Annotated in this window: 11 protein-coding genes; 6 read left to right on the top strand and 5 right to left on the bottom strand. The window is 71.0% G+C overall.

What is annotated here, in order from left to right:
• Nucleotides 1-11 precede the first annotated feature (11 nt).
• Both QE412_RS14655 and QE412_RS14650 read left to right on the top strand, forming a co-directional pair.
• On the top strand, nucleotides 12-1382 hold the full coding sequence (locus tag QE412_RS14655) for a cryptochrome/photolyase family protein (protein ID WP_307485409.1): 1371 nt from the start codon (nucleotides 12-14) through the stop codon (nucleotides 1380-1382).
• Between the two features lie 43 nt (nucleotides 1383-1425).
• Nucleotides 1426-2256, top strand: a complete 831-nt coding sequence (locus tag QE412_RS14650; RefSeq protein WP_307485405.1) for a nucleotidyltransferase domain-containing protein — start codon at nucleotides 1426-1428, stop codon at nucleotides 2254-2256.
• A gap of 20 nt (nucleotides 2257-2276) precedes the next feature.
• On the opposite strand, the gene QE412_RS14645 is transcribed toward QE412_RS14650, so the two are convergent.
• Both QE412_RS14645 and QE412_RS14640 read right to left on the bottom strand, forming a co-directional pair.
• Nucleotides 2277-2696, bottom strand: coding sequence for an Asp23/Gls24 family envelope stress response protein (locus tag QE412_RS14645; RefSeq protein WP_307485402.1), 420 nt, complete (start codon nucleotides 2694-2696; stop codon nucleotides 2277-2279).
• A 121-nt stretch (nucleotides 2697-2817) separates the two neighbouring features.
• Entirely contained in the window at nucleotides 2818-3078 is a 261-nt protein-coding gene (locus QE412_RS14640) for a hypothetical protein (RefSeq protein WP_307485397.1), read from the bottom strand.
• 113 nt (nucleotides 3079-3191) lie between these two features.
• Between QE412_RS14640 and QE412_RS14635 the strand changes: the two genes are divergently transcribed.
• Complete coding sequence (locus tag QE412_RS14635; RefSeq protein ID WP_307485394.1) at nucleotides 3192-4250, top strand: LLM class flavin-dependent oxidoreductase; 1059 nt, start codon at nucleotides 3192-3194, stop codon at nucleotides 4248-4250.
• Nucleotides 4251-4429: 179 nt separating this feature from the next.
• Here the strand turns inward: QE412_RS14635 and pheA are convergent, their stop codons facing one another.
• Complete coding sequence (gene pheA / locus QE412_RS14630) at nucleotides 4430-5392, bottom strand: prephenate dehydratase (protein WP_307485390.1); 963 nt, start codon at nucleotides 5390-5392, stop codon at nucleotides 4430-4432.
• 260 nt (nucleotides 5393-5652) lie between these two features.
• On the opposite strand from pheA, the gene QE412_RS14625 reads away from it, so the two are divergent.
• On the top strand, nucleotides 5653-7881 hold the full coding sequence (locus tag QE412_RS14625; protein WP_307485387.1) for a glycosyltransferase family 2 protein: 2229 nt from the start codon (nucleotides 5653-5655) through the stop codon (nucleotides 7879-7881).
• Entirely contained in the window at nucleotides 7878-9422 is a 1545-nt protein-coding gene (locus tag QE412_RS14620) for a chitinase (protein WP_307485384.1), read from the top strand. The genes QE412_RS14625 and QE412_RS14620 overlap by 4 nt, the downstream gene beginning before the upstream one ends.
• Here the strand turns inward: QE412_RS14620 and QE412_RS14615 are convergent.
• Entirely contained in the window at nucleotides 9389-11533 is a 2145-nt protein-coding gene (locus tag QE412_RS14615; RefSeq protein WP_307485381.1) for an ATP-binding protein, read from the bottom strand. The two genes, QE412_RS14620 and QE412_RS14615, sit on opposite strands and share 34 nt — an antisense overlap.
• Nucleotides 11526-12179 (bottom strand): response regulator transcription factor, encoded by a 654-nt coding sequence (locus QE412_RS14610; RefSeq protein WP_307485377.1) that lies wholly within the window; start codon nucleotides 12177-12179, stop codon nucleotides 11526-11528. Before QE412_RS14610 ends, QE412_RS14615 begins: the two co-directional genes overlap by 8 nt.
• 162 nt (nucleotides 12180-12341) lie before the next feature.
• Here QE412_RS14610 and pgm point away from each other — a divergent pair, with 162 nt between their 5' ends.
• Nucleotides 12342-13988: a phosphoglucomutase (alpha-D-glucose-1,6-bisphosphate-dependent) gene (gene pgm, locus QE412_RS14605; RefSeq protein WP_307485374.1), complete on the top strand. Its 1647-nt coding sequence runs from the start codon at nucleotides 12342-12344 to the stop codon at nucleotides 13986-13988.
• Nucleotides 13989-14051: the final 63 nt, after the last annotated feature.

Here is a 14051-nt window from a genome sequence, read left to right as displayed (position 1 = left end):
AGCGTCGGAGGATGCCATCACCCTCGATCGTGTGGTTCCGCGACGACCTTCGGCTCACCGACAACCCGGCTCTGCGCGCGGCGCTCGAGCGCGACGAGCCGATCGTCGGGCTGTACGTGCTGGACGAGGAGTCTGACGGGGTGCGCGAGATCGGCGGGGCGGCGCGCTGGTGGCTGCACGGGTCTCTGGCATCCCTCGGCGAACGCCTGAACGAGCGAGGATCGACGCTCATCCTGCGTCGGGGAGCGGCGTCGAAGGTCTTGCCCGCCGTCGTCGACGATCTGGGCGCGGGCGCCGTGTTCTGGAACCGCCGCTACGGCGGCGTCGAGCGCGAGATCGACGCCGGCATCAAAGAGAAGCTGCGCGATGACGGGCTGACGGTCGCCTCATTCGCCGCCAACCTCCTCTATGAGCCGTGGACCGTGCGCACCGGAGCCGACAAGCCCTACGGGATCTACAGCCCCTTCGCCCGCGCCGTGCAGAAGATGCCGGCACCGCGGCCCCCGATGCCGGAGGCGCGCAAGGTGCCCGGGGTGTCAGCATCCGTCGACTCCGACGACCTGTCGTCGTGGGGCCTGCTGCCGACGAAGCCCGACTGGGCCGGCGGCCTACGCGAGACGTGGGAGCCGGGCGAGCCCGCGGCGAAAGCGCGGCTGACGGAGTTCCTCGACGACGATCTCGGCGACTACGCGAAGTACCGCGACGAGTTCGCCGGGGGCGCCACCTCGAACCTCTCGCCGCGCCTGCGCTGGGGCGAACTGAGCCCGTACCAGGTGTGGCACGACACCCTGGAGCACAGAGGGTCGGGCGAGCATGCGAAAAGCGCGAGCGGCTTCCTGTCGGAGATCGTGTGGCGCGAGTTCGCCTGGCACGTGACTTACCACTCCCCCGACATCGCGACCGTCAACTGGCGACGGAATTTCGACGCGTTCCCCTGGCCGAAGCTCAACCGGGACCACCTCGAGACCTGGCAGCAGGGCAAGACCGGCGTCGCCGTCGTGGATGCCGGGATGCGACAACTCTGGCACACGGGCGTCATGCACAACCGCGTGCGGATGGTCACGGCATCCTTCCTCATCAAGAACCTGCTCATCGACTGGCGGCACGGCGAGCAGTGGTTCTGGGACTGCCTCGTCGACGCGGATGCCGCGAGCAACCCGTTCAACTGGCAGTGGGTCGCGGGCTCCGGTGCGGATGCCGCCCCCTACTTCCGCGTGTTCAATCCCGAGACGCAGCGGAAGAAGTTCGACCCACACGACGAGTACGTGCGGGAGTGGGCGCCGGAGTTCCTCGACGACGGCCCGCCCGAGCCGATGGTCGACCTGGGCGAGACGCGCAAGCGCGCGCTCGACGCCTACGCCGAGGTACGGCACGGCGGCTGATCGCGCCCCGAGCACCCCGCGGTGGGGGCGGTATCGTCGAGCGATGCGTGCCGTCCCCTCCTCTCTCGACCCAGCCGTCGTCGCCGAGATCGACCGCAGATTGGCTTCCGTCGAGGTCGAGCACGGCGTGCGGATCCCCTGGGCGATCGAGAGCGGAAGCCGCGCGTGGGGCTTCCCCTCGCCCGACAGCGACTACGACTGCCGCTTCCTCTACATCCGGCCGCCGGAGAGCTACCTCTCGCTGTGGCCCGAGCGCGACGTGATCGAGACGCCGCTCGACAAGACCTTCGACGTCAACGGGTGGGACCTCGCCAAGACCGTCGCCCTCATCGTGAAGGGCAACGCCACCGCCATCGAATGGCTCAACTCGCCGATCATCTACACGGGCGACGAGGACTTCCGTGCGGACCTGCTGGCTCTGGCCGAGGACACGGTGGAACGTGGAGCGATCGGCCGACACTATCTGCACGTCGCTCGTCAGCAGCGTGCAGGCTCGGCCACCCTCAAGAGGTTCTTCTACGTGCTACGGCCGGCCGCCGCCCTGCGCTGGCTCGCGACGCACCCCGACGCCGTGGTTCCACCGATGGACCTTCCACGTCTGCTCGCGGAGGGCGATGTCGCAGGCGACGTCCGAAACGCTGCGACCGAGCTGATCGCGCTGAAGGCGCAGACGCGCGAGGTGGGCACCGGGGCACCGCCGACCGTGCTCGAGCGGTTCGTCTCGAACGAACTCGAGGCGGCGGCTTCTTTCGAGGGCGCCGCACCGCAGAAGGATCCGGCGACGGTGCGCCGCGTCGCGGACGCGTTCTTCCGCTCGCAGATCGGCACCGCGTCGGGTGTACGGGCAGACGAGAGGGGCGCCACCTCGCGGTGACGCCCCTCTCGTGACGGATGTCAGTTGACGCGGGCCTCTTCGGCCTCGTCCTCGTCGTCGTCGCCCGGGATGTAGACGTCGACCACGGTCACGTTGATCTCGGCGACCTTCATGCCCACGAGCTCGGTGATGGCCTGTGCCACGGCCGAACGCACGTCGGAGGCCACCCGCTGCAGCTGCTCGGGGTAGTCGACCTGGATGGCGATGTCGGCGGCGACCTCGGTCTCGCCGACCTCGACGCTCACGCCCTGGGCGTGGTCCTTGGCGCCGACGGCCTGGCGGATGTTGCCGATCACGCGCGCGGCTCCGCCGCCGAGAGCGTGCACGCCGGGAACCTCGGCCGCAGCGATGCCGGCGACCTTGGCGACGACGGCGTCGACGATGACGGTCTTGCCGCCGTCGGTGGTGGTCGGCGTGGTGGCGGTGCTGGGGGTGGCCATGAGCGGTTCCTTTCGTCATACCCGGGACCGTGCGCCCCGTGATGTCACAGGGAAGACGCAACCGCCGACGGATTCGTCACGCCGTTTCGCTGAGAGAACGCTGGGGATGGATGCCGAGACCTCATTCGTCGAAGAAACCGCCGAATGGCGCGTCGGTGTCACCGGTGTCGCGGAGGTCTTCCTGCACCGTCTCGACCGCGAAGGCGACGCGGGATGTCGGCGTGAACAGCACCGACATCTCGCGGTTGCCCACCACGATGAAGCGTTCGAACCGACCGCCCGAACGCACGGCATCCTCGATTCGCCTCTGGAGCGTGTCGAGATCCTGCCCCTGGACCAGAAAGAAGGCGTGGTCGTCGAGAGAGATCTGTGTCCGCAACATCGTCCGCAAGCTACTCATACCGTGGACGCTGGAGACCGTCCCCGAGCCGATCGATGGGGTTGCGCAGGCCTGAAGAACGGAATATCGGCGTACGCAAAGAGGTTGGGATCGTCGTGAACGATGCCATCCCCTCCCTCTCCGTTCTCGATCTGGTACCCGTGCGCAGCGGCCAGACCAGCGCGCAGGCTGTCGCGTCGTCGCTCGACCTGGTCGAGCGCGCCGATCGCCTCGGCTACCGCCGCTACTGGTTCGCCGAGCACCACAACATGCCCGCCGTCGCCTCGACGACTCCCCCGGTGCTGATCGCGGCCGCAGCCGCCCGCACCTCCCGCATCCGCGTCGGATCGGGCGGGGTCATGCTGCCCAATCACTCGCCGCTCATCGTGGCCGAGCAGTTCGCCGCGCTCGAAGCGTTGGCCCCCGGCCGGATCGACCTCGGAATCGGGCGGGCCCCCGGCAGCGACCCGGTCATCACGCAGCTGCTGAACCGCTCGGGCACCACGAGCGACGTCTCGCGCTTCCCCGACCACGTCACCGACATCATGGCGCTCACCTCTCCCGAGGGGGCCACGGTGCGCTTCACCTCCGGCACGGAGTACCAGGTGAAGGCCACGCCCTCGGCATCCGGGATGCCGCAGGTGTGGCTGCTCGGATCGAGCGACTACTCCGCGCAGCTCGCCGCCGGCTTCGGGCTGCCGTACGTCTTCGCGAACCACTTCGCGGGCGAGGGACTCGACCGCGCCCTGCACCTGTACCGCGACCAGTTCCGACCGAACGAGTCGGGCGCGGGTCCGCGCACCTTCGTCACGGCCAACGTCGTCGCGGCACCGACCGCCGACGAGGCCGAGGAGCGCGCGCTGCCGCAACTGCGGATGATGGCGCGCCTGCGCACCAACAAGCCGCTCGTACCCCTCGAGACCGTCGAGCAGGCGAAGGCCGACCCGTTCGACGCGATGGCCGAGTCGATCATGGCTTCGACGCGGCAGAAGTGGTTCGTCGGCACCGGGTCGGACGTGCAGGGGCAGCTCGCCGCCTTCGCCGCGCAGCACGGCGTCGACGAGATCATGGTGTCGCCGGTCGCCGGGGCCTACGACGGCGAATCGCTCGACATCGCCGAGGGTCGTGCCCAGACGCTGGAGCTCATCGCGGCATCGGCAGCCGTGGCGGCGTGACCCCGCCCGGGGGCGCCCGGGTCGGGTCGGCGCCGACGCCGCAGGGCGGGTCGGCGCCGCAGGGCGGGTCGGCGCCGCGGGCCGTCGTGCGGATTCTGCGGGCGACACGCCGGCTCACGGCATCCTGAACCGGCATGTCGAGCGCCGACTCCGCATGACGGTACGCGGCGGTTCGGGCGTTACGCCCCGGGCTCGCCGCTCAGCAGGCCGCGGAGCCAGTCGCGCGCCTCGACGAAGACGTCGTCGCTGTAGCGCTGGGGGTAGCGCACGATGGCGCGATCCGCGCGGGCATACGAGCCGAGGAAGATGACCTTCGGGCTGAAACGACGAAGACCCAGCAGCGCGTCGGCCATGCGTTCGTCGTGCACGTGGCCGTCGGCGTCGATCACGAAGCGGTAGCGACCGAGGGCATCGCCGATGGGCCGGGATGCCAGAAGGCTCAGGTTGATACCGCGCGTCGCGAACTGTTCGAGCAGTTCCAGCAGCGCGCCGGGGTGGTCCTCGGGCAGCTCGACCACGAGGGACGTCTTGTCGGCGCCGGTGGGCGGAGCCGGTGCCACCGTGCGGCTGACGAGGACGAAGCGGGTCACCGCGTTGGGGTTGTCGCCGATCTTCTCGGCGAGCACCTCGACCTCGTGATGGTCGACGATGCCGGGCGCCGCGATCGCGGCATCCGCTCCGCTGGAACCGTCCAGGACGCCGAGCGCGCTGGCGACGTTGCTCGACGCGGGCAGGTGCGCGTGCGCGGGGACGTTCTCGCTCAGCCAGCCGAGGCACTGCCCGTACGCCACGGGGTGCGCGGCGATGAGCGAGACGTCGTCGAGGGTCGCGCCCGGGCGACCGACGAGCACGAAGTTCACCGGCACGAGGTACTCGCCCACGATCCGCAGACCCGGAACGGTCGCCAGGGCATCCTGCGCCGTCGAGACGCCGCCGTCGACCGAGTTCTCGATCGCGATCATCGCGGCATCGGACCGGCCCTCGACGACGTCGGCGAGCGCTTCGCCGACGTTGCGGACGGGGCGCCAGATCTGGTCGCGCGCCTCGGGCACCTGAGCCAGCGCGGCCTCGGTGAAGGTGCCGGCGGGGCCGAGGTAGCTGTAGGTACGGCGAGCCGGGGGAAGGTCTGTGTCGGGCAGCACCGGCTCAGCCTAGTGCGCCGGACCAGGGATGCGTCCCGGAGCGCTCGCGCCGAGGGTTCGCCCACCGATTCCGGTGGTTGTGCCGGGCGACGGCCGCGGGCTGCGGCATCTGCGCGCGAAAACCACCGATGTCGGTGGGCGGCGGAGCTTTTTCTGACACGCCCACCTCGGAAGGATGCGACGCAGGCACCGGCCTCAGCACCCGTCGCCCACCCCGGCGAGACACCACCCGCCGGGCAGCCATCCGAAAGCCGTCGACCATGCCCAAGAAGACTCCGAGCGTCCCCGCCCCGCGTCGCCAACGCGGCACCGACCGTGACGCCACCCCGCAACCTGTCACCCACCCGCGTCCCTCGGCCGGGCGCATCGCCCGCGCGCGTCTGGCCGTGGTGTTGTGCGCCCTGATGTGGGTGCTCTACTGCGCCACCGTCGTGGTCGCTCTCTCGCACGGCGGTGCTCTCGTCGATGCGGCGCAGCTGATCACGACCGCGGTGTTCCTGATCTCGGTGACGTTCCTCGCGCTCTCGGCGTGCATGAATCTGCTCGCGCGTTCGGGCGCCCTCCCGCGCTTCGCCGCGCACCGACGCACCCGCCGGATCGTGCTCGACGAGCATTTCGCCGACCGTGCGCCCCGGCTCACGGCGCTCCTGCCGTCACGTGCCGAGGACCCCGCACTGGTGCGCATGGCCCTGTGGTCCACGGCCCTGCAGGAGTTCCCCGACCTCGAAGTGGTGCTCCTGCTCGACGACGATCCCCGCCCGAGCGACGACGCGGCACGGGCAGGACTGGAGGGATGCCGCCGACTCACCGCCGATCTCGCCGCCACGCTGCAGCCGGTCTTCGACCGCGTGCACGCCGCGAGGGCACGCGTTCACGAGCACACGATCAGCCGCGTCGACGCGACCGAGACGGTGATGCGCGAGCACGCCGCCTGCGCCCAGTGGCTGCGCGCGCGAGCGGCCGAGGAGCCGACGACGACCCACGTGAACGTGTTCTTCGTCGAACAGGTGCTGCGCCGCCTCGCCGACGACCTGGATGCCACGGCCCGCGCCCTTCTCGACGCGGCCGAGGCCGGGGAACCGCCGCTGACCATTGATCGAGCGCGTCACCTGGCGGATCGGCTCGTGCGGATCTTCGGCGTACGGCTGAGCACGTTCGAGCGACGGCGCTACGCCGGGTTGTCGCACGCCGCCAACAAGGCGATGAACCTCAACGCGTACCTGGGCCTGCTCGGGGGGCGCTACCGCGAACAGGTGACCCCCGAGGGCCTCACCCTCGTGCGGGTCGACGAGGGTCCGGTCGACCTGAACGTCCGCGAGCCGGACTTCGTCCTCACCCTCGATGCCGACTCCATGCTGCTGCCGGAGTACTGCCTGCGTCTCGTGCATGTGCTCGACCAGCCCGAGAACGCGCGAGTGGCCATCGCGCAGACCCCCTACTCGGCGTACCGGGGCGCGCCCACGCGTCTCGAGCGCCTCGCGGGGGCGACGACCGACCTGCAGCACATCGTGCACCAGGGCCTGACCGCATTCGACGCGACGTTCTGGGTGGGCGCGAATGCGGTGCTGCGGTGGGACGCGGTCCGTCGACTGCGCCGCGAGAGAGACGAGGACGGCATCCGGGTGGTGCGATTCATCTCCGACCGCACCGCGATCGAGGACACCGAATCGTCGATCGACATCGCCGCGCACGGCTGGTCGCTGCTGAACTACCCGGAACGCCTCAGCTACAGCGCCACGCCCCCCGACTTCGGAACGCTCGTCATCCAGCGCCGACGGTGGGCAGACGGCGGTCTGCTGATCCTGCCGAACCTCTTCGACCTCGCCGGTCGACGCCGTCAGGAGGGGGTTCCGCTGCGGATGGCGGAACGTCTGCTCCGTCTGAACTACCTGGGTTCGGTGTCGTGGGTGACCCTCGGGCTTCTCGCCGTGCTGACGCTGTACCCCATGGACGGACAGCTGGTGACGGTGCTGCTGTTGCTCATCGCCGTGCCGTACTTCACCGAGATGGCCTCGGACCTGCACACCCTCGGCTACCGCCGTCGAGACGTGGCCGCCGTCTACGGACTGAACCTGCTGCTGCTGCCGGTGAACCTCGCGGGCGGCGTCGCCTCGATCGTGCAGGTGCTGAGCGGCCGGCGCGCGCGCTTCGCGCGGACGCCGAAGGTCTCGACGAGAACCCGGGTACCCGCGTTCTACCTCGTCGCACCGCTGGCGATCGCCACGATCGCGACCGTCGTCGCCGTGCGCTCGGTGTTCGCCCAGGCGTGGGGCACCACCGTGTTCGCCGCCTTCACCGCGCTGGCGATCGCCTGGGCCGTCCTCCGTCTGATCGGCGTTCGCCACACCGTCTCGGATCTGTGGTTCGCCTGGCTCGACTGGATCTGGGTCGCGCCCGCCGCGGCATCGGTTTCGCCCGACCATGGCGGTACCCGGTGGGTGAGCGTGCTCGACGACGGCCCCCGCGAGCCGGCGGAGGTCGCCGCGTGAGGCCCCTCGTCGCCCCGGCGCGCTCCCGTTTCGCGGGGCGCCGCCTGTCGTTCGCGCGCATCGCGCTGACCGTGGTCGCGGGGCTCGTCGTCGTCGGCGTCGGGGCCGCCGCCGCCGTGGTGCCCGTCTTCACGGCGCCTGCCGCCTCGTCGGGCACCGACCGCTGGTTCGCCGGATACTACGACGTCACGCTCGACAGCGGCGAGCAGCTCGCCCGCAGCACGATGGCGCAGGGTCCGGGCGGTGTCATCCTCGCCTTCGTGGTGGCAGCCGGCGACGACGAGTGCACCCCGACGTGGGGCAAGGCGTACACGCTCGACGACGCGGCATCCCGCTTCCACCTCGACCGACGCGTGGAGCGCCTGCGGCGGGAGGGGCGTCCGCTCGCGGTGTCGTTCGGCGGAGCGATCAACACCGAGCTGGCCGCCGCGTGCACCACCGTCGACGCCCTCGCCCAGGCCTACGGTCTCGTCCTCGACCGCTACGGCATCGACGTGATCGATCTCGACATCGAAGGCGACGCCCTGAACGATGCCGAGACGACCGCACGCCGGGCGGCGGCCGTGGCCCAGCTGCAACGCCAACGCACCGAGCAGGGCACCCCGCTCGACGTCTGGCTCACGCTGCCGGTGGCACCCGACGGCCTCACGGACGAAGGGCTCGGCCAGGTGTCGTCGATGCTGGATGCCGGCGTGCACCTCGCGGGGGTGAATGCGATGACCATGAACTTCAACGCCGACGACCGCTCCGTGTCGATGGCGGACCTCTCGATCGGCTCCCTGCGGGCGACCGCGTCCCAGATCGAGACGGCGTGGCAGGAGCACGACGTGCCGCCGCCGCCGGGAGGGGCCTGGTCGCTCATGGGGGCCACCCCCATGATCGGTCAGAACGATGTCGCGCACGACGTGTTCAGCCTCGACGATGCCCGCGCCCTCGCGCGCTTCGCCGACGAGGCGGGTCTCGAACGCGTGTCGATGTGGTCGCTCAACCGCGACCGCACCTGCGGCAGCAACTACCCGCACCCGCGTACGGTGTCGGTGTCGTGCAGCGGAGTCGAGCAGGCCGGCGAGACGTTCTCCGGGGTGCTCGGAGACGGGCGCGACGGCACCCCCTCCGGGCGGCCCGCGCCCACCGGCGACTCCCCGAGCATCGCGGACGACCCCGAGACGAGCCCCTTCCCGGTGTGGTCGTCGCAGTCGTTCTACTCCGCCGGCGTCTTCGTCGTCTGGCACGGATCGGTCTACGTGTCGAAATGGTGGAACGAAGACGGCGACGTGCCGGACGACCCGACCCTGGATGCCGACGCCTCGGCGTGGACGTATATCGGTCCTGTCCTCGCCGCGGATCGGCCGTTCGCGCTGCCGACGCTCCCGGCGGGCACTTATACCGAATGGGCGGCGAGCGAGCTGTACAACCAGGGCGACCGGGTGATGTACGACGGCACCGGCTACGAGGCGAAATGGTGGTCACGCGGACAGCGGCCCGACCGCTCCGTGACCGACCGCGACTACTCGCCGTGGAAACTGCTCTCTGAGCCCTGACGGGTCACGTCGTAGACGAGGGCACGGCCGTCGACGGTCACGCTCGCGGCGGTCGAGCGACCGGGCGGCAGCAGCCGGCCGACCACGCTGTGTCGCGCCTCGGCGACGGCGGCGACCATCCAGTCCGAGACCGCGCGCAGCTCGGCCTCGGAGAGAACACGATCACTGTCGTCGAGGAGGACGACGTCGACGCCGCGCCCTCGGGCCTGCGCGACGGCACGACGAAGCGGCTCGTGTGCCAGCGCTCCCGCGCGTAACCCGTCGCGCAGCGCTCCTTCGAGAGCCGCGTAGTCGCGTCGGTCGGCCTCGGACGCGACACGCCCCTCGGCGATGCGCGTCAGCAGGGGCACGACCGTGCGGGCGAGCTCATCGGTGCGTTCGCCGAGTTCCGCACGGGCCCCGAGCGACCAGCTCCGCTGCTCGGCAGCCGCCACGGCCTCCCGGTGCAGCGCGGCGATGCGTCCCTGCATCCGTCGCACCACGAGCAGCATCATGGTCGTGATGATGACGATGAGTGCCGGCCGGGCCGTGACGGTGACGATCTGGCCCGGCGCCGCGCCATCGACGACGCCCCCGACGACGACCGCCCCGACGACGACCGCCAGCGCCGCGAGCGCCGTGGCGGCGCGACCGCGCACCGCGAGCCCCACCAAGAGGAACGCGAGGGCCACCACCGGCCAGAGATCGCCGTACGTCGTCGGCGCCGCGACCACGGTCACGATGACTCCGACGACGACGGTGGCGACGATGAGGGCGGAACGGCCCCGCGAGGGGACCACCGCCGGGGAGCGCCGCAGCGCCTCGGCCGCGATGAGGACGAGGATCAGGATCGCGACCTGGCGCGGCCATGACGACGGCGTCCCGACCACGGCCGCGACGGCGCAGACGACCTGCAGCACGAGGAAAGCCGCCGTCACGACAGCCGCACCGCGGCTCAGAGATCGTCGATCCCCCACCGCGGTGACCTCCGCCGACGACTCGGCTGCCCACGACAGCACGACCCGCGTCCCCGCGCCCGGAGCGGAGTCCACGTGGGCGTGGCCACCCGGCACGCGCGACATGCGGCCGACGATGCTCTGGCGGATACCCAGCCGGTCATCGGCGATGCGGGAGGGATCGAAGCCCCCACCCTCGTCGGCGATCTCGACCTCGACCCCGGCGCCGACCACCCGCACGCTCACCGACCGGCGCGCATCCGGAGCGTGTCGCCGCGCGTTGTCGAGGGCCTGGCGGGTGGCGGCGAGCAGGGCCTCGCGAACGGCGGCGGGCATCGGCGGCACGCCCCGAGTCGGCGGGAGGAACGCGGCGGCGCCCCGGCGTGCCTCGGCCGCGACGGCCAGGTCGACGGGCACGGGCTCCCCAGCGTCGTCGTCGACGAGTCGCGTCACCATCGTCACTGCGCGACGCGCCTGCGCGGCCAGACGATCCACCGGCACGGGCAGTGGCGACGCGGCCAGTGCGAGCGTCGCCAGGACCTCGTCGTGCACGATCGCCGCCGTGCGCGTGTGGGCGGCCAGCCGGCCCCGCTCCGCGTACTCGCGAGAGCCGGCCTCGCGACGCGACGCGGCGGCGTCGTCGAGACCGCGCCCGACCGAGAGCACGTACCCGCCCAGCACGCAGATCACCGCGGCTGTCAGCACCGCGTGGGCGTCGTTGATGACACCGGCGACGTCGAAGCCGCCGAATCCGATCCGGTAGACCACCCCGGCGCAGGCGCCGAACAGCACCGTGGCCCAGCCCCACGGCGTGCCGCCGGCGACGAGGGCGGCGGCGACCGCCGCACTCGACGCGGTCAGCAGCCACGGCATCCGTTCGACGTGGCCGATGTGCGCGGCGAGCGGGAAGAACGCGACGAAGACGACGTACAGCGCCGCCGCCGCCCCCGCGCCGACACGCAGAGCAGCGGGGCGCAGCAGGGGAGCGATGACACCCACACCGAGGGTGATCGCGCCCGCGCCCCAGCCGATGACGTTGTACCAGACGGGGAAGCCCTGTTGATGGCCCTGGCTGAGGAACCCGGCGTTGACCGCGCCGACGATGGTGACCAGGAACGCGGCACTGCGGATGACGACGAGGCGCGCCGCCCGGACGCCCGACCGCTCGTCACCCATGACGAGGGCCGGGGACGAACCCGTCCTCGATGCCGCGCTGGTAGAGCTCGACCTTCGACGGAGCCGGCCGACCGAGCATCTGGTATACCGCGCGGATGCGCCGCAGATGGTCGTTGACGGTGTTCTCGGAGATGAAAAGCTGTGCCGCGACCTCACGAGCGCCCAGACCCGACGCGTAGAGAGCCAGCACCTCCCGTTCGCGCGCGGTCAGCGGCGCGCCCGGCAGCAGCGGATCCGCGTCGACGGCCGAGGCCCACTCGGTCGTGGCGACGTGCTCGCCGGCGGCCGCCGCCGTGATGGCGGCGAGAAGAGCGGTCGGTGGGGCGGACTTGCGGACGATGCCCGCGACGTCGGCGCGGGACGCGGCCCGCACGAGGAAGGGGTCCTCACCGGAGGTGAGGACGAGTACGTGCGCACCCCATCGGCGCAGTGAGGCGACATTCTCGGCGGGGGTGGACCCGTCGCGCAGGCTGAGATCCAGCAGGACCAGATCGGCGTCTCGCGCGCGGGAGACCAGTTCGGCGACGCCGTCGGCGTGGCGCGCGAACGTCAGGCCCTCGGCATCGGCGAGCAGGTTCTGCACCGCGAGGGCGACCAGTTCGTGATCGTCGACGATCGCGATCCGCACGCCACCCTGGGGCTCCATGGCCATGAGTATGACGTATTCGAGTGGATGGGGTGAAAAACCACGTCCTCCAGCCTGGCCGGTCAGCCCGCGCTGTATAGACCGCGTCTCGGCGGGCGACGGATTCACCCAGAATGCGTCACAGCGTGTGCGCATGTCGGAGGGAGCGGGCAGACTGGGCGCATGAGCAGTCGCGCAGGACAGCCCGCCGAGGCATCCGATCTCATCGACATCGACGACCTGATCGCCGCGTATTACGACCGCAAGCCGGATGCCACGGTGCCCGAGCAGCGCGTCGCCTTCGGCACCAGCGGTCACCGGGGCTCATCGTTGAGCACCAGCTTCAACGAGGACCACATCCTCGCCACCACGCAGGCCATCGTCGACTACCGGGCGGCGCAGGGCATCACCGGCCCGCTGTTCCTGGGCCGCGACACGCACGGGCTCTCGCTTCCCGCCGAGCGCAGCGCGATCGAGGTGCTCGTCGCGAACGGTGTGGACGTGCGCGTCGACGCGCGCGATTCGTGGGTGCCGACCCCCGCGCTCAGCCACGCGATCCTCACCTACAACAAGGGTCGCGCGAGCGATGACCCGGGCCGCGCCGACGGCATCGTCGTCACACCCTCGCACAACCCGCCGCGCGACGGCGGCTTCAAATACAACCCCCCGCACGGCGGCCCCGCCGACACCGACGCCACCGGCTGGATCGCCGACCGCGCGAACCAGCTCATCACCGCGGGCCTCGAGGGCGTCAAACGCACCCCGCACGCCGACATCGACCTCGACGGCCTCGGCCAGTACGACTTCCGCGACGCGTACGTGCGGGATCTGGCATCCATCATCGACATCGACGCGATCAAGAACGCGGGCGTACGCATCGGCGCCGACCCGCTGGGCGGGGCGTCGGTGGAGTACTGGGCGCTCATCGCCGAGGTCTACGGCCTCGACCTCACGGTCGTGAACCCCGAGGTCGACCCGACGTGGAAGTTCATGACGCTCGACTGGGACGAGAAGATCCGCATGGATCCGTCGTCGCCGTCGGCCATGGCATCCCTCGTCGCCGCCCGCGCCGAGTACGACATCCTCACCGGCAACGACGCCGACGCCGACCGGCACGGCATCGTCACCCCCGACGCCGGGCTGATGAACCCCAACCACTACCTGGCCGTCGCGATCGACTACGTCTTCTCGCACCGTCCGGGCTGGCCGACGGACGCCGCCGTGGGCAAGACGCTCGTGTCGTCGATGATCATCGACCGTGTCGCCGCCTCGCTCGGGCGGCAGCTGCTCGAGGTCCCGGTGGGCTTCAAGTGGTTCGTGCCGGGCCTGCTCGACGGCTCCGTCGCCTTCGGCGGTGAGGAATCTGCCGGAGCGTCCTTCCTCCGAAAAGACGGAACGGTCTGGACGACCGACAAGGACGGCATCCTGCTCTGCCTGCTCGCCGCCGAGATCCTCGCCGTCACCGGCAAGACGCCCTCGCAGCGCTACGCCGAGCTCGAGGCGGAGTTCGGCGCCTCGGCCTACCAGCGCGTCGACGCGCCCGCCTCGCCCGCGCAGAAGTCGGCGCTGTCGAAGCTGTCTCCGGATGCCGTGACCGCCACCGAGCTCGCCGGTGAGCCGATCACCGCGAAGCTGTCGCACGCCCCCGGCAACGGCGCGGCGATCGGCGGCCTCAAGGTGCAGACCGAGTCGGCGTGGTTCGCCGCCCGCCCCTCCGGCACGGAGGACGTCTACAAGCTGTACGCCGAGTCGCTCCGCGGTGAGGAGCACCTGCGCGATGTGCAGGAAGAGGCCCGCGCGGTCGTGTCGGCTGCGTTGGGCCAGGCCTGACGGTTTCGCCAAGCGGCGTCGCCCTCGGGGCGGCGCCGCTTTCGTGTGGGCGAGCGGGTCGGA

This window comes from Microbacterium trichothecenolyticum (assembly GCF_030818955.1).
Classification (GTDB): Bacteria; Actinomycetota; Actinomycetes; order Actinomycetales; family Microbacteriaceae; genus Microbacterium; species Microbacterium trichothecenolyticum_B.
Note: the sequence above shows the minus strand (reverse complement) of the source record. Positions and strands in the feature narration are given on the sequence as shown.

Bases quoted from the DNA above. Each gene is read 5' to 3' on its own strand.
- QE412_RS14645 (WP_307485402.1), bottom strand. From the start codon at position 2,696: ATGGCCACCCCCAGCACCGCCACCACGCCGACCACCACCGACGGCGGC.
- QE412_RS14655 (WP_307485409.1), top strand. From the start codon at position 12: ATGCCATCACCCTCGATCGTGTGGTTCCGCGACGACCTTCGGCTCACC.
- QE412_RS14650 (WP_307485405.1), top strand. From the start codon at position 1,426: ATGCGTGCCGTCCCCTCCTCTCTCGACCCAGCCGTCGTCGCCGAGATC.
- QE412_RS14640 (WP_307485397.1), bottom strand. From the start codon at position 3,078: ATGTTGCGGACACAGATCTCTCTCGACGACCACGCCTTCTTTCTGGTC.
- QE412_RS14625 (WP_307485387.1), top strand. From the start codon at position 5,653: ATGCCCAAGAAGACTCCGAGCGTCCCCGCCCCGCGTCGCCAACGCGGC.
- QE412_RS14610 (WP_307485377.1), bottom strand. From the start codon at position 12,179: ATGGAGCCCCAGGGTGGCGTGCGGATCGCGATCGTCGACGATCACGAA.
- QE412_RS14615 (WP_307485381.1), bottom strand. From the start codon at position 11,533: ATGGGTGACGAGCGGTCGGGCGTCCGGGCGGCGCGCCTCGTCGTCATC.
- pgm (WP_307485374.1), top strand. From the start codon at position 12,342: ATGAGCAGTCGCGCAGGACAGCCCGCCGAGGCATCCGATCTCATCGAC.